This is a genomic window from Novosphingobium sp. BL-A-41-Hi4B-X5A (genome assembly GCF_055521705.1).
On sequence record NZ_CM145500.1, the window covers coordinates 1,060,146 to 1,084,713 of the forward strand.

Annotated in this window: 18 protein-coding genes; 7 read left to right on the top strand and 11 right to left on the bottom strand. The window is 61.6% G+C overall.

The window, feature by feature from the left end:
• Positions 1-129: 129 nt before the first annotated feature.
• The gene (locus ACZ1JY_RS04840; RefSeq protein WP_465130547.1) at positions 130-1,044 is read left to right on the top strand and encodes a ketopantoate reductase family protein; all 915 of its coding nucleotides are present in this window, start codon (positions 130-132) and stop codon (positions 1,042-1,044) included.
• 21 nt (positions 1,045-1,065) lie between these two features.
• Here ACZ1JY_RS04840 and ACZ1JY_RS04845 read toward each other — a convergent pair whose 3' ends face one another.
• Positions 1,066-3,537 carry a TonB-dependent receptor gene (locus tag ACZ1JY_RS04845; RefSeq protein WP_465130548.1) on the bottom strand — a complete coding sequence of 824 codons (2,472 nt, stop codon included), beginning with the start codon at positions 3,535-3,537 and terminating at the stop codon, positions 1,066-1,068.
• A gap of 193 nt (positions 3,538-3,730) precedes the next feature.
• The gene (locus ACZ1JY_RS04850) at positions 3,731-5,284 is read right to left on the bottom strand and encodes a tetratricopeptide repeat-containing sulfotransferase family protein (RefSeq protein ID WP_465130549.1); all 1,554 of its coding nucleotides are present in this window, start codon (positions 5,282-5,284) and stop codon (positions 3,731-3,733) included.
• A 158-nt stretch (positions 5,285-5,442) separates the two neighbouring features.
• Between ACZ1JY_RS04850 and ACZ1JY_RS04855 the strand changes: the two genes are divergently transcribed.
• Positions 5,443-6,744, top strand: coding sequence for an amino acid permease (locus ACZ1JY_RS04855; RefSeq protein WP_465130550.1), 1,302 nt, complete (start codon positions 5,443-5,445; stop codon positions 6,742-6,744).
• Here ACZ1JY_RS04855 and ACZ1JY_RS04860 read toward each other — a convergent pair.
• Positions 6,698-8,299, bottom strand: coding sequence for a phytoene desaturase family protein (locus ACZ1JY_RS04860; protein WP_465130551.1), 1,602 nt, complete (start codon positions 8,297-8,299; stop codon positions 6,698-6,700). The genes ACZ1JY_RS04855 and ACZ1JY_RS04860 overlap by 47 nt on opposite strands.
• A 26-nt stretch (positions 8,300-8,325) precedes the next feature.
• Positions 8,326-9,507: an aromatic ring-hydroxylating oxygenase subunit alpha gene (locus tag ACZ1JY_RS04865; protein ID WP_465130552.1), complete on the bottom strand. Its 1,182-nt coding sequence runs from the start codon at positions 9,505-9,507 to the stop codon at positions 8,326-8,328.
• Positions 9,508-9,567: 60 nt separating this feature from the next.
• On the opposite strand from ACZ1JY_RS04865, the gene ACZ1JY_RS04870 reads away from it, so the two are divergent.
• Complete coding sequence (locus tag ACZ1JY_RS04870; RefSeq protein WP_168904627.1) at positions 9,568-10,182, top strand: TetR family transcriptional regulator C-terminal domain-containing protein; 615 nt, start codon at positions 9,568-9,570, stop codon at positions 10,180-10,182.
• Here the strand turns inward: ACZ1JY_RS04870 and ACZ1JY_RS04875 are convergent.
• The 4 genes from ACZ1JY_RS04875 to ACZ1JY_RS04890 form a co-directional block, all read right to left on the bottom strand.
• The gene (locus ACZ1JY_RS04875) at positions 10,163-11,512 is read right to left on the bottom strand and encodes a M20/M25/M40 family metallo-hydrolase (RefSeq protein ID WP_465130553.1); all 1,350 of its coding nucleotides are present in this window, start codon (positions 11,510-11,512) and stop codon (positions 10,163-10,165) included. The two genes, ACZ1JY_RS04870 and ACZ1JY_RS04875, sit on opposite strands and share 20 nt — an antisense overlap.
• A 180-nt stretch (positions 11,513-11,692) precedes the next feature.
• Positions 11,693-12,547 (bottom strand): p-hydroxycinnamoyl CoA hydratase/lyase, encoded by an 855-nt coding sequence (locus ACZ1JY_RS04880; protein ID WP_118073572.1) that lies wholly within the window; start codon positions 12,545-12,547, stop codon positions 11,693-11,695.
• 29 nt (positions 12,548-12,576) lie between these two features.
• Entirely contained in the window at positions 12,577-13,977 is a 1,401-nt protein-coding gene (locus ACZ1JY_RS04885) for an aldehyde dehydrogenase (protein ID WP_465130554.1), read from the bottom strand.
• Positions 13,978-14,365: 388 nt separating this feature from the next.
• The gene (locus ACZ1JY_RS04890; protein WP_118074719.1) at positions 14,366-15,358 is read right to left on the bottom strand and encodes an NADPH:quinone oxidoreductase family protein; all 993 of its coding nucleotides are present in this window, start codon (positions 15,356-15,358) and stop codon (positions 14,366-14,368) included.
• A 454-nt stretch (positions 15,359-15,812) separates the two neighbouring features.
• On the opposite strand from ACZ1JY_RS04890, the gene ACZ1JY_RS04895 reads away from it, so the two are divergent.
• Complete coding sequence (locus ACZ1JY_RS04895) at positions 15,813-16,127, top strand: UrcA family protein (protein WP_162896004.1); 315 nt, start codon at positions 15,813-15,815, stop codon at positions 16,125-16,127.
• 95 nt (positions 16,128-16,222) lie between these two features.
• Here the strand turns inward: ACZ1JY_RS04895 and ACZ1JY_RS04900 are convergent, their stop codons facing one another.
• The 3 genes from ACZ1JY_RS04900 to ACZ1JY_RS04910 all read right to left on the bottom strand — a co-directional run bounded on the left by ACZ1JY_RS04900 (position 16,223) and on the right by ACZ1JY_RS04910 (position 18,936).
• Positions 16,223-17,140 (bottom strand): response regulator, encoded by a 918-nt coding sequence (locus ACZ1JY_RS04900; RefSeq protein WP_465130555.1) that lies wholly within the window; start codon positions 17,138-17,140, stop codon positions 16,223-16,225.
• Positions 17,127-18,548 carry an ATP-binding response regulator gene (locus ACZ1JY_RS04905; protein ID WP_465130556.1) on the bottom strand — a complete coding sequence of 474 codons (1,422 nt, stop codon included), beginning with the start codon at positions 18,546-18,548 and terminating at the stop codon, positions 17,127-17,129. The genes ACZ1JY_RS04900 and ACZ1JY_RS04905 overlap by 14 nt, the downstream gene beginning before the upstream one ends.
• Before the next feature lie 184 nt (positions 18,549-18,732).
• Entirely contained in the window at positions 18,733-18,936 is a 204-nt protein-coding gene (locus tag ACZ1JY_RS04910) for a hypothetical protein (RefSeq protein ID WP_118073567.1), read from the bottom strand.
• A gap of 201 nt (positions 18,937-19,137) precedes the next feature.
• Here ACZ1JY_RS04910 and ACZ1JY_RS04915 point away from each other — a divergent pair, with 201 nt between their 5' ends.
• The 3 genes from ACZ1JY_RS04915 (at position 19,138) to glgB (ending at position 24,561) form a co-directional block, all read left to right on the top strand.
• Entirely contained in the window at positions 19,138-19,677 is a 540-nt protein-coding gene (locus tag ACZ1JY_RS04915; RefSeq protein ID WP_118074718.1) for a cytochrome b, read from the top strand.
• Between the two features lie 298 nt (positions 19,678-19,975).
• Positions 19,976-22,387, top strand: a complete 2,412-nt coding sequence (locus ACZ1JY_RS04920) for a glycogen/starch/alpha-glucan phosphorylase (RefSeq protein ID WP_465130557.1) — start codon at positions 19,976-19,978, stop codon at positions 22,385-22,387.
• A gap of 8 nt (positions 22,388-22,395) precedes the next feature.
• Positions 22,396-24,561 carry a 1,4-alpha-glucan branching protein GlgB gene (gene glgB, locus ACZ1JY_RS04925; protein WP_465130558.1) on the top strand — a complete coding sequence of 722 codons (2,166 nt, stop codon included), beginning with the start codon at positions 22,396-22,398 and terminating at the stop codon, positions 24,559-24,561.
• Positions 24,562-24,568: the final 7 nt, after the last annotated feature.

The window sequence follows — 24,568 nt, forward strand, 5'->3', positions numbered from 1 at the left end:
CTCCTCGAGGTTCACAGGGTGCAAAGTCTGCGGCGCGATTGGCATGCGCACAATTGTTATATCGCTCTGGACCCCATAAGTGAAACGGAGTTGGGCATCTGGCGTAATCCAACCACGCATGGAGGAAGCATGAAACGAGTGGTGGTGCTGGGTGCCGGAGCCATGGGATGCCTTTTCGCGGCACGTCTGGCCCGTGCAGGAAGGACCGTCACAATGGTGGACATTGACGCGGACCGCCTCGGGCAGATCGCAGAGAGGGGCGTCGAGTTGAACGACGAACGCGGCAAAGACGTCGTAGCTGTCGGCACTGCACTGGCAGCCGATGCACCCCACGCAGATCTGTTGCTACTGTTCACAAAGGCCATGCACAGCCGAGCTGCTATTCAATCCGTTGCCCACCTTGCCGATGGGCACTGCTCCGCTTTGACGCTTCAGAATGGCCTGGGCAATGCCGAAGCCATTTCGGAAGTATTCAGACCGGACCGCACGCTAGCTGGCGTTACGGATTGGCCTGCAGACCTGTCGCCTCCCAACGCCGTGGCGGCGCATGGAACAGGCCACGTCTGGCTGGGATCATTAGTGCCAAATGGCGAAAAATCGGCGCTCGAGGCCGTGGCATGTCTAAATGCTGCAGCGATGGAAGCGCAGCATGATCCCTTTGTCCTTGCAGCAATCTGGGAGAAAGCAGCGTTCAATGCTGCGTTGAACGCTCTTGCGACGATACTCGGCTACCCGGTCGGTGACCTCGATTGCCCTGAAGGCCGAAGAATTGCCACAGCAGTGATAGAAGAAACAATTGCAGTGGCCCGCGCCCAGGGTATCCGCATGGACCGGGACCGGCTTTTGGCCAAGACAGATTTCGCGCTGACCAACCACCGCGCGCACAAGCCATCCATGCTGCAAGACAGGAAAGCCGGTCGCGCAACAGAGATAGAGGCGATCAACGGCGAGATCGTCGCCGCGGCAAGACGCGCAGGGCTTGCTGCCCCCGTTACCGAAACGCTTGCCGAACTTGTCAGGATGGGCGAGCCCGGCCGGATTTGATCCAGACCGGGCTCCAATAGCTCAGAACTTAGCGCCGGCCCGCAGCCCGAACATGCGCGGTGTCGTGGGCACAATGTAGGGTCGCTGCGTGCAGGCGCCGCACTGCACGAAACGCGACAATTGGCCGCGCTCGTCGGTCAGGTTCCGCACGAAGGCTTCGATCGAATACGTCGACCACTCACCCCCGATCGCAAGATTGACCTGACCAAAGCCTTCAAGCCGCCCTTGCGCCGCTGCAAAATCAACGCGTAGGTCCGAGCTTGCCGAACTCTGGTACGTGGCGTTGACTTGTCCGTAGACCTTGCCCCCGCCCATCGGCACGGTGTAGCGCGCGGTCCCGCTCATCTTCCATTGCGGCGTGATCGGCAGGCGCGTTCCTGCGGGCGCACTTATGCTGTTGTCGGGGTCAGAACAGGTAAAGGTCGGATCGACGGCAGCGCAAAGATTGTTCCTGATCTTGGCGTCGGTGTAAGCCCCCGAAAGATTGATGCTCAGACGATCGAGCGAGATAGCGGCATCGAGATCGAAGCCGCGAATGCGCGCATTCGGTCCATTGGTGATGATCGTGAAGCTATTCGGCCCGAGATACGCAAACTGAAAGTTCTTCCAGTCCTGCTGATACACCGCGCCATTCAGGCGAAGCAGACCGTTGGCCAGCGTCGTCTTGAAGCCAATCTCGTAATTGGTCAGGTAATCCGGCTGATAGGCTCCGAAATCGCCGCGACGATTGATGCCGCCTGGGCGGAAGCCTCGTGAAACGGTCGCATAGGCGAGCATGTCACTATTGGGCTTCCACGTTGCGTTGAAGCGGTAGGTGCCGCCCGTCCCGGACGCCTTGACCGGCTTGATACCATCTGTGGTGTAGACGCCAAGGTTCGTACAGGGACTGCCGGCAACCTCTGGCGGCAGCAAAGTCGTATTGGTTTGCCCGGCCAATTGCGCATCGCGCAGCCGCAGACCGGATTGCGTGAAGCACGCAGCCACACCGGTCCGCGATGAGCCCGCAGCATTCGGAGGAGGATTGTCGTCCGCACCCTGGATGAAGGCAGGATTGCGCCCGAAGCCGAAGAAGCCGACCAGCGTATTGTCATAGATAAATGCGCGTCCGCCCGCAGTCAGCGTCACCGTCGGTGAAACGTCGAGGCTGAATTCACCAAACGCTGCGTAGTCTTGATCGACGCGCTTCTGCTGGGTCAGCCAGAGCGTACCCGGAAGGCCGTTGACTGAGACCAGCGGCCCAAGATTTGCAATCTGGTAGTCCTGATGGATCAGGTTCGACTGGTACTGATAGAAAAGGCCGCCAACGAAGCGGAACGGGTCCGACGAGGGCGAAGCAACGCGGAACTCCTGGCTCAATTTCTTGAAGTGATCACTCCCCAGAACCTTCTGCCGGGGATCAATCGTGTTACCCAAAGAATCTTGATAATAGAAATAGTTGGCAAGACCACCGACGGACTCATAGAGCGAGTCATAGGCTTCCGAATAATCCGTGTAATCGCTTGATTGGAACGTCTTGCGATCAAGATATGCGCCTGCATAGGTAACGTCCCAGTTACCGAACTTGCCTTCAATCGTCAGCGCGGCCTGCCAGAACTTGTCGTTGCGGAACTCCGGGAAGAAGTGCTGGACCTGAAGGTCGCCGACCGACGGATCATATCCATATGACCCGCGGCTCTTGGTTTCCTGGTACATGAACTGCGGCGTCACGGTCCAGCTTTCGTCCAGATCGACCTTGAGCGCCGCGCGGCCACCGTAGATGTCGGTGTAATTGTAGTCCTTCTTGACGAAGGCCGCGTTGTTGACGCTGACGCCATCCTTGATGCAGCCGTTGATCTCGCCTTCGTCGTCGAATGTCGGCGTGCCGCAGAACGTGCGCGTTCCTTGCACATTATCGATGAAGCCGGCATCGCGCTGATACCAGCCCACCACGCGCAAAGCCGCGTTGGAGGACAGCGGCGCGTTGATCATGCCTTCGAGCTTGTAGCCCTGCCCGCCCTTGCGGACCGTGTTCACCTCGCCGTCGACGCTGCCGTAGAAGCCGGAAGTATCGGGCTTGTTGGTGATGATGCGGATCGTCCCGGCCTCGGACGAGGCGCCGTAGAGCGTGCCCTGCGGACCAGAAAGGCTTTCGATGCGGGCAATGTCATAGACATGCACGTCAAGGTTGCCGCCGATGGTGGTAACCGGTTGCTCGTCGAGATAGACACCGACCGACGGCAGCGAGCCAGAGTGATTGCCATCGCCGCCTGAGGCAACACCGCGCATGTAGACGACGTTCGTACCTGGCGTTCCACCAAGGGCCTGGAACGTCACCGAAGGCAACTGCTGCGCATAGTCGGTAAAGCTGGCAACGCCGAGTTGCTCCAGCTTCTGCGTGCCGAGAGCCTGAATCGAAATGGGTACGTTCTGCAGATTTTCGCTGCGCTTTTGCGCGGTCACGATGATTACGTTGGGATCGGATTCCGCAGCATCTGTCTGCGCCTCTTGCGCCATCGCAGGGAAAGTTAAGGTCGCCCCCGCAAGCATCAGAACCTTGGCCAACTGCGTACGACGATTGATCTTCGTGTGCCCGCGCATAGCAGAATTTACCCTCATGTTTCTGTTTTGCACACGAATGCTGCTCCCCCGCGATCCATATCGTCAAGCGGGATAATGCGCGAAGCGAGCGTTAACCTTAAAGGCGTGGCTAATTTACAACGATGTCGGTACCGAAGTCTGCAGGCACGTCCGGATAGGCATCGAGAACGTCTCCCAACACCGACTTGAGCGGTTCGAGCCACTGCTCGAACGGCTTCCATGCCTCTGTTCCATCTCGGAAAATTGGTCGACGCACCTGTTCGGAACTCGCAGTCCGCACCGCGCGCTCGGTTTCATGGAACGAAAGGCAAGCATCCTCGAATGGCAGCCCGCAATGGGCCAGAAGCGCCCTCACTTCGGTTTCCGTCTGATCAACCATCCGCTCATAAAGGACCCGGTGGACCACGCCGGGGAGCACACGATCGAAATGCGCCATCGCCCGCACATAGTCGCGGTAATAGCGGCCCATGTCGTCCAGTGAATAACTGAAACCCTGCCCCCGTGCGAAATGCTGCTTGTAGTTCGAAAAGCAGCACGCGAGCGGATGACGACGGGCATCGATGATCTTGGCGTTCGGCAGGATTGCATGGATGAACGGCACATGCAGCCAATTATTAGGCATCTTGTCGATGAACAGCGGCCGCCGCGTATGCCGTTGCACCCGGGTTCGCGCGAGGTAGGCTTCGCCAAGCTTTCGCAATTCTTCTCCATCGAGAGCTGAAATGGCTTCGGGATAGCCTTCGACACTGCGCGCAAGGAAGCCGATGTCGGAAAGTTCGCTCGTCCCTTCCACCTGCGAGTGACTGGACAGGATTTGCTCGACGAGCGTCGAGCCGGCGCGGGGCATGCCAAGGACGAAGATGGGATCAGGCGCTGCACACCCCTTCCCTTGCAAACCTGCGACAACTGCCGGCGTAAATGCAGCAATCGCAGCGTTCACATTCTGGGTCGTGTCTTCCGCCCGGTATGGCATCCGACGACCGCGCAATTCGTTGCCCGCCGCGTAGTGCGCAAACGACGTCTCCGCCTCTCCTCGATCCTCGAAAGCTTTGCCGAGTGCAAAATCCAGATGCCAGCGATCCTCTACGGCCAAATCCGTGCGCGCCAGTGCCTGCTGCATGGCGGCGATGTCCTCATTGGTGAACTTCACGGTCTTCAGGTTCGCCAGGCTCCACCATGCTTCACCAAGCACGGGCAGAAGTTCGATGGCCTTGCGGTAGGCCGCGATGCCCTCGGCCTGCCGCCCTACGGTCTTGAGCATATGGCCATAACTCATCCAGACGCGGGGCTGGTGGGGCGCTTGCCTGAGCACCTGTTGGTAAAGTGCAAGCGCCTCGTCGAACTCACCGATGCGCCCGTAGGCTGCTGCCTGCAGGTTGGCATGCCCGGCATTGTCCGGATCGTCTGCCGTGACTTTGGCCAACTCTTCAAGCGCCTCTGGCGCCCGATTTGTGCGGTAGAGGACCAGCGCGAGGTTCGCCCTTGCTGCCGTGAATTGCGGAGCAAGCTCGATTGCCCTCCGCAACAGGTTCTCCGCGTCGTTATAGCGCCCGATACGCCCGGCAAGTTCCGCAAACAGACGGATAGCACGTACATCGAAGGGATCATCCTTCAGCAGGGACCGCAGAAGCGGCTCGGCTGTCGGCAAGTCGTTCTCGTTCATGGCGATTGCCGCACGGACAAGCCGCGGATCGTAGACCGGTGCAGCAATGCGGGGCGAAGACGTGGTCACATTGGTCATCAGCAGCATCACAAACATGGTGACGCCTCGCGATCAAGCGCTAGTCTTCACCCAACCGCAATGAAGGGAACCCGCAGCCTATGACAGCAACGCGCAAGCTGGGCTTCTGGATGACCCTAGCGCTGGTCGTGGGCAACATGATCGGTTCGGGGATCTATATCCTGCCGGCAACGCTTGCTCCCCTGGGCCACAACCAGCTGATTGGCTGGGCGGTGACGCTTGGCGGTGCGTTGTGCCTTGCTTTCACATTCGCTCGCCTTGGCGCGCGCCTGCCCTTGGCGGGAGGTCCCTATGCCTATGCGCAGGCCGCATTCGGACCGGTGGGAGGCTTTGTCACCGCGTGGTCCTACTGGACGATGGTCTGGGCGGGGAATGGGGCAGTCGCTGTCGCAGTCGTATCAAACCTCAGCCTGATCGTGCCGGCCATGGGCCGCATCCCCGGCCTCCCAGCAGTGCTTTCGGTGGCCTGCGTCTGGCTGCTCACTGCCGTGAACATTCGCGGTGTCCGCGCCGCGGGCGATGTCTCGGTAGTGACCACGGCGCTGAAGCTGGTGCCACTGGTGGGGTTGATTGCCCTTACAGTCTGGCTGCTGCTGACTGGCGCACCGCAAGCCGTGCAACCAGCAGTGCCGCTATCGGGCGCGGTGGTTGCAACGGCGGCCGGGCTGACATTCTGGGGCTTCCTCGGGCTCGAATCCGCGACAGTGCCGGCCGACAAGGTCGAAAATGCCGCGAGCGTTGTCCCGCGAGCGACCCTGATCGGCGTTGCCCTGACCGGGTTCGTCTACATCGGGATTTCCACAGCCTTTGCGCTCTACATGCCAATGCAAGCCGCTGCCGCTTCTCCTGCGCCCGTAGCCGATTTTCTGGCGCGTTTCTTCGGATCCGGCGTGGGGCAGATTGTGGCCGTCTTTGCCGCGATCAGCGCTTTCGGCACCTTGAACGGGTTCATCCTGCTTCAGGGCGAGGTTCCCTGGGCGATGGCCAAGGGCGGCGTCTTCCCCCGCTGGTTCGCCACGGAAGGTGCCCGGGGAACGCCGGTGCGCTCGCATGTCGTGTCGAGCATCCTGCTGAGCATCGTCACGCTGCTCAACTACGGGCGCGGCATGGGCGACCTGTTCGCCTTCATCGCCTCGGTCAGCCTTGCTGCGGGGATGCTGTCGTACTTCCTCGCAATGCTCGCAGCGGTGCGTCTGTTGCCGACAGAGCGCGTGCTGGTTGCGGCAGCGCTGGTGGGTGCAGGCTTCATCGCCTGGGCCGCGTGGGGCCTCGGGATAGAGGCCCTCACCTACGGCGTAGGGTTCATCGCGCTCGGCTTGCCGGTCTATCTATGGGTCAGGCACGATGCAGCAGCTTCCACAGTACAGAGCGGTCACGGATGATCTCATGCGCCGCGTTGTGGCCGGGCGCTCCGGTCACGCCGCCACCGGGATGGGTCCCCGATCCGCACATGTAGAGCCCCTTGATCGGCGAGCGATAGTCACCGTGGCCCAGCACCGGACGCGCAGCCCAAAGCTGATCGAGACCCATCGTGCCGTGGAAGATGTCGCCCCCGATAAGCCCGAACTTGCGCTCAAGATCCAGGGGCGAATGGATCTGGCGCGCAATGACTGCGCCCTTGAAGTTGGGCGCATGGTCAGTGACCGTATCGATGATCAGATCCGCCACTTGCTCGCGGTGCGCATCCCAATCGATAGTCGGATCGAACTGCTGGCAGAACAGGCTCGCCACATGCTGGCCCGGAGGCGCAAGGCTGTCGTCGACAGTGCTCGGGATCTTGATCTCCACGATCGGCTTCTTCGACCAGCCATGCTGCTGGGCATCGATGAAGGCCTGATCCATGTAATCCATGCCTGGCGCTATGATGATGCCGGCGGTGTGATGCTCAGCCTGTTCCTTGCCCGGCAGCACGGTGAAGTCCGGCAATTCGGATAACGCGACGTTCATGCGGAAGGTGCCGGACCCTGTCTTGTAGCCCTTCATCCGGCGGTTGAAGTCCTCATCGAGATCCGCAGAATCGACCAGTTGCCGGTAGAGCAGCGCCGGGCCGACATTGGCAGCGACGATCGGCGCATAAAGCTCCTCGCCCCCTTCGAGCTTCACGCCCGCCGCCTTGCCGTTGTTCACCAGAACCCGCGCCACCGGCGATTCAAGGCTGATCTCGACGCCGACTTCGGCGCATGCCTTGGCCATCGCCTGCGTGATCGCCCCCATGCCGCCGACAGAATGGCCCCAAGCGCCAAGCTTGCCATTCACTTCGCCGAATACGTGGTGGAGCAAGACATAGGCCGAACCCGGCGTTGAAACGCCCGCGTAGTTGCCCACCACCGCGTCGAACGCGAATGCCGACTTCACGTGATCGTCTTCGAACCAGCCATCGAGGAAATCGCGCGCCGACTTGGTGAAGATGTCCAGCAGGTCACGCTGCGTTGCCATGTCGAGCTTGGCGATCGGCCAGCCCTGCATTGCGGCAGACTTCAGCGCGGCGATCCCGCCTCCGACATTCGGCGGCGTTTGCAGCGAAATGTCGCGCAGCACATTGGCGACCTTTTCCAGCGCGGCATCATACTTGGGGTAAGCCTCGGCATCCTTCTTCGAAAAGCGTGCGAACTCTGCTTCGGTACGCCCTGGCCCGCCGCCCAGTTTCAGGTAAGTGTCGGGAAAGGGGAAGAAATTGCTGATCGTCCGCTCGATCACGCGATAGCCGTGATCGTGGAGCTTCATGTCCGCAATCACCTTTGGTCGCAGCAGGCTGACAGTGTAGCTCGCCGTCGAGTTGCGGAAGCCGGGATGGAATTCCTCGGTTACTGCTGCGCCTCCGACAATGTCACGACGTTCCAGCACGCGCACCTTCATTCCCGCCTTGGCGAGATAGAATGCGCAGACCAGGCCATTGTGGCCGCCGCCGATGATCAATGCGTCGTAACGGTTGGACATGCGATAATTCCCCGGAGCTTTTGTGATTACTTCTTCGACCAGCCGGCCGGCGGCGCTTTGTGCAGCCGTGCCTCGGGCGTGATCGCGCGGATCTTGCGGGCGAAGCTGCGCAGGCACACTTCGCTTTTGCCGATTGGTCCGGCGCCGTAGGAATTCGACGCCATGCCTTGCTGGATCCGTTCGATCAGCCAAGTATCTTCCGCGTTGACCACCCGATTGATCCGCCAGTTGGCATATCGCACCAGCTTCATCTCGCGGCGTTCGTCCGGTAGCGCAAAGCACATCTCGCGCAGCAACGAAGTCGTCGGCGTCAGCGGCAGCCACTGCATGAAGTCGATCTGATCCGCATAGATATCGAACGCCATGTTCGGCCAGAGCTTGTAATACAGCCACCGGCGCTGCGATTGCTGCGGAAGATGCGGCACCTCCGGCAAATGCGTCTGATAGAACCGTTCCCAGAAATTCGCCGAGGGCTTGTCAACAAGGTCGCCCTTCATCCGGTCGGCCCAGCCGTGGTCTGAGATCTCGTAGGACTTGCCGAAAATGCGCGTAAGGCCGTCGTGCGCTACCGGGATGTGCAGATTGTCGGAATAGTTGTCGCCGACATTCTTCCAGTTCACCTGCCGCTCGCGCAGGCGCACGTCACCGATACGGCGCATGTCCTCAAAGCGATAGGGCGCAACTTCCTCCTCGAACGGCGCCATCATTTCGGCGACACTGGGGAAGCCTCCGTCCACAAGGCGCACGAACACGAAGCCGCGCCAGATCTCGAGCGCAACTGGCACGAGGCCGTTGTCTTCAAGCTTGAGCGCGGGATAGTCCGACTTCATCGGCACGCCCGATAGACGTCCGTCAGGCTCGAATGTCCAGGCGTGGTAGGGGCAGACCAGCTTCTTCGCGCAACCTGCCGGACCTTCGACAAGACGCATGGCGCGATGGCGGCAGACGTTGGCGAAAGCGCGGATCGTGCCATCGTCGCCACGGATCGCGATCACACTTTCATTCAGGTAATCCAGCGTCCGGTATTCCCCGGCATCCGCAATGTCGCTTTCGTGGCAGACGATCTGCCACGAAGGCCGGATCACCCGCTCCATCTCGACGCAAAAGTATTCCGGATTGGTATAGAGCCAGCCCGGCAGGCTCCAGTCCGCGTCGGGATCGACCTCGTCCGATGAGATATGGCGGAATGCGCCAGATAGATCGCCCATATGCCCGAATCCAGATAGCTTATTGAACAATCGTACAACAACGGGCAGAATGTTCAAGAGATGAGCGAAGCATCAGCATCCCCCGCATTCCGCCGTGCAGAACCTGACGTCCGGCGACTGAGCCTGATCGAAGCCTGCGCCCGCGTGCTTGCCCGCAGCGGGGCAGCCGGAGCCAGTGTACGCGCCATTGCGCAGGAAGCAGGTGCCTCGGTCGGCCTGGTGGGTCACTACTTCGGCGGTGTCGATGCGCTTGTTGCAGCGACTTACGATCATATCGATCGCCGTGTTGCCGAAGCGCTCGACCTGGCAGTCGCCGCTGCTGGTCCCGCCCCTCAGGACAGGCTGGAAGCTTTCGTCACGGCATCCTTTGCGCCGCCGATTGCAGACACGGCGCTGCTGGCCACGTGGATCGCGTTCTGGAGCCTTGTCACGGCACGCAAGGACATTGCTCGTCAACATGACGAGCAATACGCCCTTTACCGCGCCCGGCTCGAGGCCCTGCTTGGAGATTGCGGCGTGCCGGTCTCGGCACGCCGTCGGCACGCCATCGCGGTTACGGCGCTGGTGGACGGGTTGTGGCTCGAACTGTGCCTGTCGCCCGGATGCTTCACCCCCGAAGAAGCGCGGGACATCGCCCGCGGCTTCCTCGCTTCGATCACTTCGTCAGGTCGGTGATCAGGCTCAGGTAGTAGGTAATCCCCGGCCGGATGTTGGATAGGCGGGTCCGCTCATTGAGGCCGTGAGCGAACGACTCCGAATCCTTCGAGAACGTCGGGCTGAGGCCGTAACTGGGCACGCCGACCGCGCGGAACCACATCGAATCCGATGCCCCTGATGATTGCGAGGGAACAAGCGGCACGCCAGGATAAGCCTTGGCCATCGCCTTCGTTACGGCAGCCATCAGATCGGGCCGCAGCGGCGATGCCGGCGAAGCCACCGAACCGACCGTGACGTCGGTGATCTTGACCACCGGATCGTCAATGACCTTGCCCAGTTCCGCCATGATCTCCTCCTTGGAGTGGCCGGGGAAAATGCGACAGTTGATGTTGGCAAAGGCCCGCTGCGGCAGGGCGTTCTCTGCGTGTCCACCACCAAGCATCGTCGGAACACAAGTCGTGCCGACCAGACCGACCATGGCAGGATCGGCGCGCAGGGTAGCCAGCGCATTCTCATCGGCGGGATTGGCCGCGAAAGCGCGCATGGCCGCAGCCACTTCCGGCTTTTCGGTAAACGGCGCTGCCTTCTCGAATGCGGCCTTGGTGATCTCGTTCTGCTCGGCCTTGAACTTGTAGGCACCCACTTTCACCAATGCTTGCGAGAGTTGCACGATCGCATTGTCGGGGCGGGGCGCGGAACTGTGCCCGCCGGGATTGGTCACCTCCAGCCGATAGTCGGCATAAGTCTTCTCCGCGCCCTGCCACGTCCAGAACAGCGGCTTGGCAGTCGCCTCGTCAAGCAAGCCACCACCGCCATCGACATTGATGACCAGTTCGGCGTTCTTCAGCTTTTCGGCAATGATCGCGCTGGTCTTCATCGTCGTTTCCTCGTCACCGGAAAACTCGATGACGATGGTACGCTTGGGCTTGAAGCCCTGTCGGCGCAGCTCGATCAGCGTCGAAAGAGCCAGCGCCCCGTCGAACTTCATGTCGCTCGCGCCACGACCATAGAGGATACCATCTTCCACTACCGGCACGAACGGATCGCGCTCCCAATCCTCGCGCTTGGCCTCGACCACGTCCATGTGGCCCGAGATCACCAGCGGCTTGAGCGCCGGATTGCTGCCCTTCCACGTTGCGATGATGTAGGCGGTATCGTCCACCGGCGTGATCTCGATGTCCGAGGCGCTCCAGCCGCCCGCCACCAGCGCGTCACCGAAGAGCTTGGCAACATCAATGGTCCTGTTGCCCTCACCCCTGACAGAGCGAATGGCAATGGCCTTCTGCGACAGGTCAAGCACCTGCGCCTCGGCCTTTGAATAGGCGGCCTCCTTCGCGGTGGCAGGCATGGAGCACGCAAGGGAAGCGGCAAGGACAACTCGGAACTTAGCGACCATGGACAAGACTCCTTTGCAGCCAAGCTGACTTCTGACGAAGCGACAGGCAACCGCTTTTACTGGGCATTTCAAATCAGAAAGGCCCCGGACGCGAGTGCGCCCGAGGCCTTTCCAAACTCGTCGTAACAACGATCAGCGCTTGATCTTGCTCGTGTCGAACGTGCCGAGGCCGGGCTTGAAGCTCTTCTCGTCAAGGAACTGACGCGTCGCTTCCTTGCGCGCCTCAACGCCGCCGAAGTTGTGGAGCGCTTCCTGCGCGCGGATCAGATAATCCTCGGCATTGTCGTAGGTCATTTCCGTCATGCGGCGCACGGCCCACTTGGTCGCACGCAGTGCATGCCCGTCCTTCTTGCACAGGGCCTGTGCGATCTCGAGAACGCGCGCCTGCAGCTTGTCGGCAGGCACGGCCTCGGTGACAAGGCCCTGCTGTTCGGCCTGCTTGCCGGTCAAATTCTCGCCCATCATCGCATGATACATGGCCTTGCGCAGCGGCATGAGGTCAGCCGCAACCTTCGAAGCGCCGCCACCGGGCAGGATGCCCCAGTTGATCTCCGAAAGACCAAACTGTGCATCTTCCGAAGCGATAGCGATGTCGCAGGCGAACAGCGGACCATAGCCGCCGCCAAAGCACCAGCCATTGATCATGGCGATGGTCGGCTTTTCGTACCAGCGCAGGCGCTCCCACCAGGAATAGGCTTCGCGCTGCGCCTTGCGGATCGACCACAGGCCCTCGGCCTCGGTCTCGCGGAAGTATTCCTTGAGATCCATGCCGGCGGACCAGGCATCCCCTTCGCCGGTGAGTACCAGCACCTTGACGTCTTCGCGGAATTCGAGGTCCGCAATGACCCGGCCCATCTGCCGATTGAGCTTCGGGCTCATGCAGTTGCGCTTTTCCGGGCGGTTGAATTTCACCCAGGCAATGCCGTCTTCCACGGTGAAAGCGACGGTATCTTCTTCCGCGCGCTCGATCTTCTGCTGTTCAGTCATGGTCTTTCCTCTAGGGCAATCTTGAAAATTCAGATGGGGTAATGGCCGGGCTGGGTTTCCATCGTGATCCAGCGCAGCTCGGTGAAACTGTCGATCCCCGCCTTCCCGCCGAAGCGTCCGTATCCGGACGCGCCGACGCCGCCGAAGGGCATCTGCGCCTCGTCATGCACAGTGGGGCCGTTCACATGACAGATGCCAGACTTGATCTGGCGCGCCACGCGCAGGCCGCGTGCCGTGTCGCGGGTAAAGACTGCTGCCGACAAACCATATTCGGTATCGTTTGCCAGTTCGATGGCATGGGCTTCGTCGCGCGCACGGATGACGCCGACGACCGGACCGAAGCTTTCGTCGCGGAACAGCTTCATGTCCTGGGTGACGCCCGCGACGACATGCGCCGGCATCAACACGTTGTGCGTGGTCTCGCCCCCGGTCAGCAGCTGCGCTCCCTTGGCAAGGGCATCTTCGATCAGGCTCTTGCAGTGCGCGACTGTCTTTGCGTCCACCACCGCACCCAGCGGCGTCGTCCCCTCGCGCGGATCGCCTACCGGCATGGCAGCTACCTTCGCCTTGAACTTCTCCGCAAAAGCATCGGCGACAGCATCGACCACGATGATGCGTTCGGTCGACATGCAGATCTGCCCCTGGTTCATGAATGCGCCGAACGCAGCCGCCTTGACCGCCTCGTCAAGGTCTGCGTCCTCAAGAACGATCAGCGGCGCCTTTCCGCCCAGCTCCAGCAGGCAGGGCTTGAGATGTTGTGCAGCCCGCACCGCGATGATCCTGCCCACGGCAGTCGAGCCGGTAAAATTGATACGCTTGACCTGAGGCGCGTCGATCAGTGCGCCAACGACCTCGGCAGCATCCTTAGGCGCATTGGTGACGACATTGACCACGCCTTCAGGAAAGCCCGCCTCGGCAAAGGCTTCGATGATCAGGGCGTGCGTGCGCGGGCACTGCTCCGATGCCTTGAGAATCACGGCGTTGCCGCAGGCGAGTGGCACGGCGATCGCCCGAACGCCCAGAATGATCGGCGCATTCCACGGTGCAATGCCGAGGATCACCCCGACCGGTTCGCGCAGAGCCATCGCCACGCAACCAGGCTTGTCTGAAGGGATGACCTCACCCGATATCTGCGTCGTCAGCGCGGCAGCTTCCCGCACCATGCTTGCGGCCAGCCCGAGGTTGAAGAGCGCCCAGCCCCTGGTTGCCCCGATCTCGCCCATCATGGCCTCCACGAAGGCATCAGCGCGGCTTTCGAGCGCAGCGGCCGCCTTCATCAACACGGCGCGCCGGGCATTTGGACCCATGGCCGCCCAAGCTGGAAATGCTGCCGCAGCACGGGCGGCGATTGCAGGAATATCCGACGTCTGCATGGCCTCGGCCGTCGAAGCTACCGCGCCAGTCATTGGATTGATGCGCTCAAACAGCATGTGCTCTCTCCCATTTCTGTTATGGGTTATAGCAATCAATAATTGCCGTCGCAACAGGTCATTTGCAAAGTGGAGGACCTGACCTTTTGTGCAGGGAATGCATCGTCACCGCTCGGCAAACGGGATGCGCAGATGGGAGACAATCGAAAAAATACGCAGGAATTCTGGCTTTCGACGCCGCGCCATCCTGGAAGCAGACCCGCGCACTCACTTGCTTAATTGCAATAAATGCAACCGAACATGTGGGTTTCGCACTTGCACACAAAGCACAATTACCCCATTTCGGAGGGGCCTTTCAGGCATCCTCTCCCAAACTTTTCAGGGCCGCCCCGGCAACGGTGCGGCCCATTTTTTGTCTATCGAAGGCGCTCGCCGCTTCAGGGCCGTCTCAGGTGTGCGGCATGATCACGCTGCGCCCGATGACACTGCGCTGCTCCATCGCCTCAAACGCACACTTCCAGTCATCAAGCGCGAAGGTCGCGTGCAAGTGGGGGCGGATCCTGCCCTGCCCCGCCAATTCGAGGATGCGCGCGACGTTCTCCTTGCCCCGGTCCGGGAAACGGCGCCCATACTCCCCGGCGCGCACGCCGACGACCGAGAACCCCTTGATCAGAGGCATGTTCACGCGAACCTCCGGGATGCGCCCACCAGCAAAGCCGACGACCAGCAGACGACCGTCAAATGCAATACAGCGAGTCGATTCGTCGAAAACGTCTCCTCCCACGGGGTCGTAGACAAGATCCGCTCCTTTGCCGTCGGTGATCGCCAGCACCTGCTCGCGGAAACCGGCACTGCCGTCGATCACGTGGGCGGGTTTGTAGAGGTCGCTGATGGCCTCACGCTTTTCCTGCGTAGAGGCAACGGCAATGACCTTCAGGCCAAGAGCCACTCCAAGATCGACGGCAGCCAGTCCCACGCCGCCAGCGGCCCCGTGCACCAACAACCATTCGCCTGCCTGCGCCATTCCGCGACAGACCAGCGCCACCCAGGCAGTCAAATAAGCAGCCCGCAAGGCCGCGCCCTGGGCCATCGAGAGTCGCTCAGGCAGCCTAAGGAGAGCCCCTTCAGGGAAACACCCGAATTGGGCGACCCCGCCGGTGAGCATCCCTGCAATCACACGGTCGCCTTCACGCCAAGGTCCATCGCTTGGCGCACGCACCACAATGCCCGCGGCCTCCATGCCCGGAACGAATGGCAAGGCCGGTTTTGCCTGATATTCCCCACGGGTCATCAGGAGATCGGGAAAACCCAGCGCGGCGGCTTCGATCCGGATCAGAACCTCGTCCGGCTTCGGCTCCGGAATCGCTGCATCCACAATGCCAACACCGGACAGGTCAGCACTCAGATTCCGGACCTGCAGCGCTCGCATCATTCTGGTCATTTTCATCTCCCCGGCAGAGCGTGACGCATTCCGATAGGCGCTCCAACAGCCACTTCTTGACCGATCATCAAGAAAATTTCTTGCGCCATTGCTGCGGCGCACAAAGCAGGGGGCGTGACGCGTACGGGCGGAGGTCCCTTTTGCAATCTTGCTCTAGCCCTCTCGGCAAATGGCTGACTTCCGCCAACAATTTTGAACAATCGTCCTAAGTCAGCCTTCTCATGCCGATATGGCATGCATGAAATCTGCCCTTTCTGCGCGGCATCGATGCTGCGTGGCAACAGCCAAAACCCCTTAAATCCAAGGGTTTTGCAGGAAATATGGCTTGTCCGACGTGCGCCCTCGGCCTATTTTATGCACGGATCAACAAGCCGGGCAAACCGCACGGTCCACCATGATAAAGCGAGGCCACAAAGGCACTCGCACATAAAAGACAGTACGCAGGAGAATGCTCATGAAGACCCTTATCGCCGCCACTCTGGCGGTCGGCTTGCTGTCTGCGCCGCAGATCGCTCTTGCCGCACCTGCCCCCCAAACCGTCAACATCGCCATCTCGGCCGATGGTCTCGACCTGTCCCGTCCTTCGGACATGCGCCGTCTTCGCAACCGCATTGCCGATGCCGCTGCGGAAGCCTGCGATCCGGCTGACCGCATGATCGTGACGCCGATGCCTGATTATCAGTGCCGCCGCGCCGCAATCGCAAGCGTCGAACCGATGGTTCAGGAACTCGCCCTCGCTGCCCGCAGCGGGAAAATGGCGCGCCGCTGATCGATCTTTGGCCAAGCCTCGCGTTGGCGTGAAGTCTGGCCAGAAGCGCAACGCCGCCTGGAGGAGCATTTCCCCTTCCGGCGGCGTTATCGCCTTCAGGTGCCTAGCACCTTCAGCGCGACTGCGGCCGCCGCAGCCCGCGTTTCAACACCCAGCTTCTCGTAGATGCGTTCCAGGTGTTTCTGCACCGTGCGCGGGCTGATCGCGAGCACCTCCGAGATCATCCCGTTGGACTTGCCGTAGCTGATCCAGAGCAGCACTTCGGCCTCGCGATCGGTCAATCCCAGCTTGATCTGCAATTGCGCCACGTCGGCCTTGGGATTGAGCTCGTTGAGCCGGATCAGCACTTCGCTGTCGCGGTACTGTGCAATCACCACAAGTTCGAGCGCGCTTTCCCCTTGCTCGATCCGCACAGATGCCCCCGGGGCATTGCGCGCCAGCACGCGAAGCAATGGCAGCCGGATCGCATTGGGCAGCTGTCGCTCCTCCCGGCTCCATTCCGGACTTGCTCGAAGGATCGCGCGTTCAGCCAGCGGCGTGCACCAGAGACAGCGGCCCTGTGGATCGACAGCCATCATCAGCCGTCCGGTTGCATCCAGGCCGGCAGCGCTCGCCTGCATTGCCCGCGCATTGCCTAGATGCACCCGAACCCGCGCCAGCAGTTCATGCACGTTGACCGGTTTGCGGAGGTAATCGACGCCACCAGCTTCGAAGCCTTCGATCACGTGCTCGCTTTCGGTAAGCCCGGTCATGAACATCACCGGCACGTGCGCAAGTTGCGAGCGTGCCTTGATCTGCCTGGTTGCTGCAAAGCCGTCGATACCCGGCATCACCGCATCCATCAGGATGAGGTCCGGCACGACATGCTCCAGCAGGTCCAGCGCGGCCGCACCCGATATGGCGACGAGCACCGTGATGCCCGCACCTTCGAGTGCGTCGGTCAGGAAGCGGAGTGAATCCGGCTCGTCATCGACGACCAGAACCGTATCACGACGCAAGTTATCGCCACTCATCGGGCAGGTCCTCCAGTATCCTTCCGATCCCGGCGAGATCAAAGCGGTCGAGATGATCGAACAGGCGCACGGCAAGCTTGTCTGCTGCAGGATCAGCGGCTGCCAATGCCTTGATCTCGCCTTCGAGCGCCCTGACGTGGCCGATCTGGACCAGCGCCTTCAACTTCTCGACGTGTTCACGCGTGGCGGCAGAAACCTCGACGCGGTCACGCCCGGCAGTGTCACCCTCCCGCGCTTCGGGCAGGATCCATTCCAGCTGAAGATGGCGCCCCAATGCGTCGAGAAGCGACCCCAGATCCACTGGCTTGAGCAGGAACGCATCGTGGCTGGCCTGCTGACCGGAGAGTCCGTGGCGCTCGAACGCATTGGCCGACAACATCAGTATCTTGAGATCGCGCCCGCAGCTGGCGCGCAGACGTTCGGCGACATCCCAGCCCGACAGGCCGGGCATGCTGACATCGCATATCACGGCGTCGAAAGCTTGCGCATCGGCCAATGCCAACGCCGTGGCTCCATCGCCCGCCTCTGAAACGTCGAAGCCGGCCTCGGCAAGAACGGTCCGCAAGACACACAGGTGATCAGCGTCATCGTCGACCAGCAGGATCGCGCGCCGGTCCCCCCTGTACCCGGTCGGGCGAACCTTGTCGGCAGCATGATCGACCATGCCCGAAACCTGCGGCGCCATAAGCTTGATCGAGAAGCAGCTGCCGCGGCCAACCGCACTTTCCAGCTTGAGGTCGCCGCCCAGCATGCTCACGACCGCGCGCGTTATGGCAAGACCAAGGCCTGCCCCTGTCCTCTCTGCCTCGGATGCAGCATCAGCGCGCTCGTAAGGTGCAAAGATCTGCTCCTGCCGCTCGAGCGCGATGCCGGGACCCGTGTCGTGAACTTCGATCGTGGCAATCTGGCCGGACCATCGCAGCACAAGCCGGATTTCCCCACGCTGCGTGAACTTTACCGCGTTCGATACCAGGTTGATCAGTGCCTGGCGCACGCGCCGTTCATCAAGCCGCACGAACTCGGGCAACCGGCCCTGTATGCTGCAGACGAACGACAGCCCCTTATGCGCCGCCAGCGGCGCAAACATCTCGGCTACCTGCTCGACCAGAGCTCCGAGCCGGATAACGCCGTTATCGACCCGGACCACGCCCTGTTCAACCGAGGCAATATCGAGCAGGCCCTCGACGAGGTTTGTCAGATGTTCGGCGCTGCGGCGAATGACCCGCGCAGCCGCCAACGGATCGACCTGTGCGCCCCGTTCCACAAGCTGGGCATAGCCATAGATCGCATTGAGTGGAGATCTGATTTCGTGGCTGACATTGGCAAGAAACCGGCTTTTCGCCTCGTTCGCAGCTTCCGCCGCGGCGAGGCGCGCACGAAGCTCCGCCACCTGATCCTGCTTTTCCACTCGCGACTGCCGGGGCGGCCGTCGACCCGCCTGTGCCCCCTGTCTGCTCCCGCCGCGCCGGGAAGTTTGCATTTCAATGACCCCGCGTGCCTGTGTTGTTGTCTGAGGCACGCGGCGATTGTGCACTGCAACTAGCTTTAACTCAAGCCCCGTAAGGCGGCGCCTTGGAGGGCGAACGGTGCAGTCAGATCAGCTGGTCTCGCTGCAAGCGCTGCAACAGGCGCACCGCTACGGAGTGGCGGATGGCCTTGCCCTCGCGCAGCTTCACCCACGTGTTGAGCCCGATACCGAAATGGTTCTGGATCACTTCCGGCTTCTGGCTCTTAAGGACGGACGCCATCTTGTGGACGACAGCGGGCTCGACTTGGGTGAGACGCGGCGTTGGCATGTTCCCTCACGGACTATGGTTTCTGCCGACACCATATTTTTTGCAGTGGCGAACAGGCATACGTCATTTGCCGCATCCCATTACTTGACATGTGTCATATTTTGACAAGCCCCTACGCAGTAGAGCCTGCGACAATCGGATACGTGACGAGCGAAGATCTGCGCACTATCCTGGAGCCAGTTCAAGTCGAGGGGAATGGTCATGGCCACGATATCTGGCACGCACGATTTCATCCGGTACAATGCAATTGCGCGCCTGTTTCATGCCGGCATTGCAGCATTGGTTCTGTTCAATATCCTGACCGGAATCTTGGGCGAGGCCATCGAAGATATCTGGCAGCCCTTCCCCGCACACAAGGCCACCGGCATCCTGATTCTGTTTCTGTCGCTCGCCCGCCTCGGCTGGCGCTTTACCTGGACCATGCCGGCATGGCCCGCAACGATGGGCAAGCTCCAACAGAACGTGGCGCGCCTGACGCACGGTGCACTTTACGTCCTGATGATCGTCGTGCCGCTCACGGGATGGATCTTTTCCTCGGCCGGCAAATATCCCCTTTCGATCTATGGCCTGTTTGATTGGCCGAAGCTTCCGGTTGCCAAGGGTTCTGCCCTCGCCGAAGCTGCGCATGAAGGGCACGAAGTTCTTGGGTTCCTGATGGCAGGCCTTGTGATTCTGCATATTGCGGCGGCGCTTCATCATCATTTTGTCATCAAGGACAATGTCTTGCGCCGCATGCTCTGAAGCGCAGACGTATTCTGACCGACAAAGCGAGGCAGAACACGTACTAGCCCCATCGAAACGTGCATGGGGGGCGACGGATTTCTGCCATGACTGACTTGGCTCACACTCCACGCTTGCCCTTGCGCCCAAGCCTCGCCTACCGTCCTGCTCGAGAGTGTGATGCAAGGCGATGCGACAGTCATCCTCCGCGGCAAGGTGGAGCGCGGCACGCTGTCCTGACAGGTCGGTACAACAGACGCTGGGCGCTCGCTGTCCTCAGCAGCGCGCATCTGGCGTCAATCAGGGTGGGACTTGTGCGATGAGCATCATGAAACAATCAGGCGCAAGCGAGATCGACGCAAAGATCATCGACGTGCTGCGCCACCGCGTCGGCAAGGATGAACGCGCTGCCAAGCCGCACGACTGGTACACCGCAACCGTCCTGACCCTTCGCGATGCCATCATCGACCAGTGGATGGATTCCACGCGCAAGACCTATGAGCAGGGCGGCAAGCGGGTCTACTACCTCAGCCTCGAATTCCTGATCGGCCGCCTGCTGCGCGATGCCCTGTCGAACATGGGCCTGACGCGGGAAATGGAAAAAGCCCTGCGCGATCACGGGTTCGACCTCTCGGCGCTCGAGAACCTCGAACCTGACGCAGCGCTCGGCAACGGCGGTCTCGGCCGTCTCGCCGCCTGCTTCATGGAGAGCCTCGCCAGCCTCGACATCCCTGCTTACGGCTACGGCATCCGCTACGTCAACGGCATGTTCCGCCAGCGGATCGACGATGGCTGGCAGGTCGAACTGCCGGAAACCTGGCTCAGCCACGGCAACCCGTGGGAATTCGACCGCCGCGAAAGCGCCTACATCATCGGCTTCGGTGGCGAAGTCGTTGCCAATGGCGATGCCGTCGAATGGCGCCCGGCTGAAAAGGTCGAAGCCAGCGCGGTCGACACGCCGGTCGTGGGCTGGCGCGGCAAGCGCGTCAACACCCTGCGCCTGTGGACCGCCCACGCGTTCGATCCGCTCCGCCTCGATGCCTTCAACGCTGGCGACCACTTCGGCGCCCTTGCCGAGCAGGTCCGCGCCGACAGCCTGGTTCGAGTGCTCTACCCGGCTGACTCCACCCCCGCCGGGCAGGAACTGCGCCTGCGCCAGGAGTACTTCTTCACCTCGGCCTCGATCCAGGACATCGTCCGCCGCCACGTGCAGTTCCACGGCGACATCCGCACCCTGCCGGAAAAGGCCGCGATCCAGCTCAACGACACGCACCCCGCAGTGGCCGTGGCCGAGCTGATGCGCCTGATGGTCGACGTCCACGGGCTCGAGTTCAGCGAAGCGTGGGAAGTTACCAAGGCCACCGTTGCCTACACCAACCACACGCTCCTGCCCGAAGCGCTCGAATCCTGGCCGCTGCCGCTGTTCGAACGCCTGCTGCCGCGCCACATGCAGATCGTCTACGCGATCAACAGCCGCGTCTTGCGGGAAGCGCGCAAGGCCGGGATGGACGATGCCGCCATCGCCGCCATCAGCCTGATCGATGAAGGCGGTGAGCGTCGCGTGCGCATGGCCAACCTCGCCTTCACCGGCGCGCACAGTGTCAATGGCGTGGCGGCGCTCCACACCGATCTGATGAAGACCACCGTCTTCTCCGATCTGCACAAGCTCTATCCCACCCGCATCAACAACAAGACCAACGGCGTCACCCCACGCCGCTGGCTGCAGCAGTGCAACCCGGGCCTCACCTCAGTCCTCAAGGACGCGATCGGCCCGGCCTTCCTTGACGATGCCGAAAAGCTTGCCGATCTCAACGCCCTGGCTGACGATGCCGCGCTTGGCGAGCGCATTGCCGAGGTCAAGCGCAGCAACAAGATTGCGCTGGCCAAGCACATCAAGGACCTGATGGGCGTCCGCCTGGATCCTGACGCCCTGTTCGACGTCCAGATCAAGCGCATCCACGAATACAAGCGCCAGCTGCTCAACCTGATCGAGACAGTCGCCCTCTACGACCAGATCCGCAGCCACCCCGAGCGCGACTGGGTGCCGCGCGTGAAGATCTTCGGCGGCAAGGCGGCTTCAAGCTATCACAACGCCAAGCTGATCATCAAACTGGCCAACGACATCGCCCGCCGTGTCAATTCCGATCCTTCGGTCGGCGGCTTGCTGAAGGTCGTGTTCGTGCCGAACTACAACGTCAGCCTCGCCGAGAAGATCATCCCGGCCGCCGATCTGTCCGAACAGATCTCCACCGCCGGCATGGAAGCGTCTGGCACCGGCAACATGAAGTTTGCGCTCAACGGTGCGCTGACCATCGGCACGCTCGATGGCGCGAACATCGAAATCAAGGACCGCGTTGGCGATCCCAACATCGAAATCTTCGGTCTCACCGCGCAGGAGGTCGAGGACCAGCGCGCCAATGGCTACAACCCGCGTGAAGTCATCGAAGCCTCGCGCGAGTTGCAGCAGGCCATCGCGGCGATCGCCACGGGCGTGTTTTCGCCCGACGATCCGCAGCGCTATGCCGGGCTGATGGGCGGCATCTACGATCACGACTGGTTCATGGTCGCCGCTGACTTCGACAGCTACCACGCCGCGCAGCGCAACATCGATCGCCGCTGGGAACAGCAGGCAGCCTGGCGCGCTTCGGCAATCCGCAACATTGCCAACGTAGGCTGGTTCTCGTCCGATCGCACGATCGGCGAATATGCCCGCGATATCTGGGGGGTCTGAAAGCCAGCATGAAGCCACCGGCGAGCGCCATCGATGCCCTGCTTGACGGGACGCACGCCGATCCTTTCTCGCTTCTCGGCATTCACGAAGGGCCTGAAGGCGCGTTCGCCCGCGCAGTCCTGCCCGGTGCCGAGGAAGCGGTGGCATGGTCGCTTGATGGCAAGAAGCTCGGCAAGCTGACGCGCGTTGACGGTCGCGGCCTGTTCGAAGGTAAGGTCAAGGGCCCGCGCCAGCCGGTGCGCTATGCCTGCAAGGCCGGCACCCACGAGTGGCTGGTGACCGATCCTTACTCGTTCGGCCCGGTCCTCGGGCCCCTCGACGACTTTCTGATTGCCGAGGGCACGCACCACCGCCTGTTCGACAAGCTTGGCGCACACCTGATCGAGCATGAGGGCGTCTCCGGCATCCACTTCGCGGTCTGGGCACCCAATGCGCAAGTCGTCAGCGTCGTCGGTGATTTCAACGATTGGGACGCGCGCCGCCACCCGATGCGCCGCCGCGTGGACATCGGCGTGTGGGAAGTGTTCATCCCAGACATCGGCGAACACCGTGCCTACAAGTACCACATCGTCGGCGCAGACGGAAAAGTCCTGCCGCTGAAAGCCGATCCTTTCGCGCAGGCCGCCGAATTTCGGCCCAGCACCGCCTCGATCACCGCACACCCGGTCAAGATGGACTGGGGCGATGCCGAACATCGCGCCCACTGGGCCAGCATCGATGCCCGCCGCCAGCCGATGTCGATCTACGAAGTCCACCCCGGCTCATGGCAGAAGCCGCATGACGAGGGCTTCTACACCTGGGACGAATTGGCCGACCGGCTGATCCCCTATGTCGCGGAAATGGGCTTCACCCACATTGAATTCCTGCCCGTCTCCGAACACCCCTACGATCCATCATGGGGGTATCAGACCACCGGCCTCTACGCTCCCAGCGCGCGCTTCGGCCCGCCCGAAGGCTTCGCGCGCTTCGTAGACGGCGCGCACCGCGCCGGCATCTCTGTCCTGATCGACTGGGTGCCCGCGCACTTCCCCACCGACGAACACGGCCTCGTCCGCTTCGACGGCACCGCGCTCTACGAACATGAAGATCCGCGCCTCGGCTTTCATCCTGACTGGAACACGCTGATCTACAACTTCGGCCGCCGCGAAGTGGTCAGCTTCCTGGTGAACAACGCGCTGTTCTGGGCCGAGCGCTACCACGTTGACGGGTTGCGCGTCGATGCCGTCGCCTCGATGCTCTACCGTGACTACTCACGCAAGGCGGGCGAATGGATCCCCAACGCCGAAGGCGGGCGCGAGAATTGGGAAGCGGTCGAATTCCTCAAGGCGATGAACCGCGCCGTCTATGCCAGCCACGCCGGCTTCCTGACGATTGCCGAGGAATCAACCTCATGGCCCGGCGTCAGCAAGCCAGCGTTCGACGAAGCCCCGCGCGAGCACCTCGGCTTCGGCTTCAAGTGGAACATGGGCTTCATGCACGATACGCTGCAGTACATGGCGCGTGACCCGATCCATCGGCAGTACCACCACAACGAGATCACCTTCGGACTGACCTACGCCTTCAGCGAGAACTTCGTCCTTCCGCTCAGCCATGACGAAGTCGTCCATGGCAAGGGTTCGCTCCTGAACAAGATGAGCGGCGACGACTGGCAGAAGTTCGCCAACCTGCGCGCCTACTATGGCATGATGTGGGGTTACCCCGGCAAGAAGCTGCTGTTCATGGGTCAGGAATTCGCCCAGCGTCGTGAATGGAGCGAGGCCCGCTCGCTTGACTGGGACCTGCTCGATGCCCCGGCCCACGAAGGCGTCCGCCGCTGGGTCCGCGATCTCAACCGGGTCTATACCACCCGCCCTGCCCTGCACGCGCGCGATTGCGAGCAGGAGGGCTTCGAATGGCTGGTCGTCGACGATGCTCAAGGGTCGGTCTTCGCCTGGTTGCGCAAGGCACCGGGAGCGAAACCGGTGGCCGTCATCAGCAACATGACGCCGCAGGTGCACGATCACTATCGCCTGCCGCTGCCGCATGACGGCGAATGGCGCGAAGTGCTCAACAGCGATGCGCAGGACTACGGTGGCAGCGGCATCGGCAATCTTGGCCAGGTAAACGCGGAAGGCGGGGCGGCTTTCGTGGTCCTGCCGCCGCTGGCCACGCTGATACTCGAATTTCAAGGATAAGAACGGA

What these genes read in the sequence shown, in the direction of transcription:
- ACZ1JY_RS04840 (WP_465130547.1), top strand. Translation starts at nt 130, where the DNA reads ATGAAACGAGTGGTGGTGCTGGGTGCCGGAGCCATGGGATGCCTTTTC.
- ACZ1JY_RS04845 (WP_465130548.1), bottom strand. Translation starts at nt 3,537, where the DNA reads ATGGCGCAAGAGGCGCAGACAGATGCTGCGGAATCCGATCCCAACGTA.
- ACZ1JY_RS04850 (WP_465130549.1), bottom strand. Translation starts at nt 5,284, where the DNA reads ATGAACGAGAACGACTTGCCGACAGCCGAGCCGCTTCTGCGGTCCCTG.
- ACZ1JY_RS04855 (WP_465130550.1), top strand. Translation starts at nt 5,443, where the DNA reads ATGACAGCAACGCGCAAGCTGGGCTTCTGGATGACCCTAGCGCTGGTC.
- ACZ1JY_RS04860 (WP_465130551.1), bottom strand. Translation starts at nt 8,299, where the DNA reads ATGTCCAACCGTTACGACGCATTGATCATCGGCGGCGGCCACAATGGC.
- ACZ1JY_RS04865 (WP_465130552.1), bottom strand. Translation starts at nt 9,507, where the DNA reads ATGGGCGATCTATCTGGCGCATTCCGCCATATCTCATCGGACGAGGTC.
- ACZ1JY_RS04870 (WP_168904627.1), top strand. Translation starts at nt 9,568, where the DNA reads ATGAGCGAAGCATCAGCATCCCCCGCATTCCGCCGTGCAGAACCTGAC.
- ACZ1JY_RS04875 (WP_465130553.1), bottom strand. Translation starts at nt 11,512, where the DNA reads ATGCCTGCCACCGCGAAGGAGGCCGCCTATTCAAAGGCCGAGGCGCAG.
- ACZ1JY_RS04880 (WP_118073572.1), bottom strand. Translation starts at nt 12,547, where the DNA reads ATGACTGAACAGCAGAAGATCGAGCGCGCGGAAGAAGATACCGTCGCT.
- ACZ1JY_RS04885 (WP_465130554.1), bottom strand. Translation starts at nt 13,977, where the DNA reads ATGCTGTTTGAGCGCATCAATCCAATGACTGGCGCGGTAGCTTCGACG.
- ACZ1JY_RS04890 (WP_118074719.1), bottom strand. Translation starts at nt 15,358, where the DNA reads ATGACCAGAATGATGCGAGCGCTGCAGGTCCGGAATCTGAGTGCTGAC.
- ACZ1JY_RS04895 (WP_162896004.1), top strand. Translation starts at nt 15,813, where the DNA reads ATGAAGACCCTTATCGCCGCCACTCTGGCGGTCGGCTTGCTGTCTGCG.
- ACZ1JY_RS04900 (WP_465130555.1), bottom strand. Translation starts at nt 17,140, where the DNA reads ATGAGTGGCGATAACTTGCGTCGTGATACGGTTCTGGTCGTCGATGAC.
- ACZ1JY_RS04910 (WP_118073567.1), bottom strand. Translation starts at nt 18,936, where the DNA reads ATGCCAACGCCGCGTCTCACCCAAGTCGAGCCCGCTGTCGTCCACAAG.
- ACZ1JY_RS04915 (WP_118074718.1), top strand. Translation starts at nt 19,138, where the DNA reads ATGGCCACGATATCTGGCACGCACGATTTCATCCGGTACAATGCAATT.
- ACZ1JY_RS04920 (WP_465130557.1), top strand. Translation starts at nt 19,976, where the DNA reads ATGAGCATCATGAAACAATCAGGCGCAAGCGAGATCGACGCAAAGATC.
- glgB (WP_465130558.1), top strand. Translation starts at nt 22,396, where the DNA reads ATGAAGCCACCGGCGAGCGCCATCGATGCCCTGCTTGACGGGACGCAC.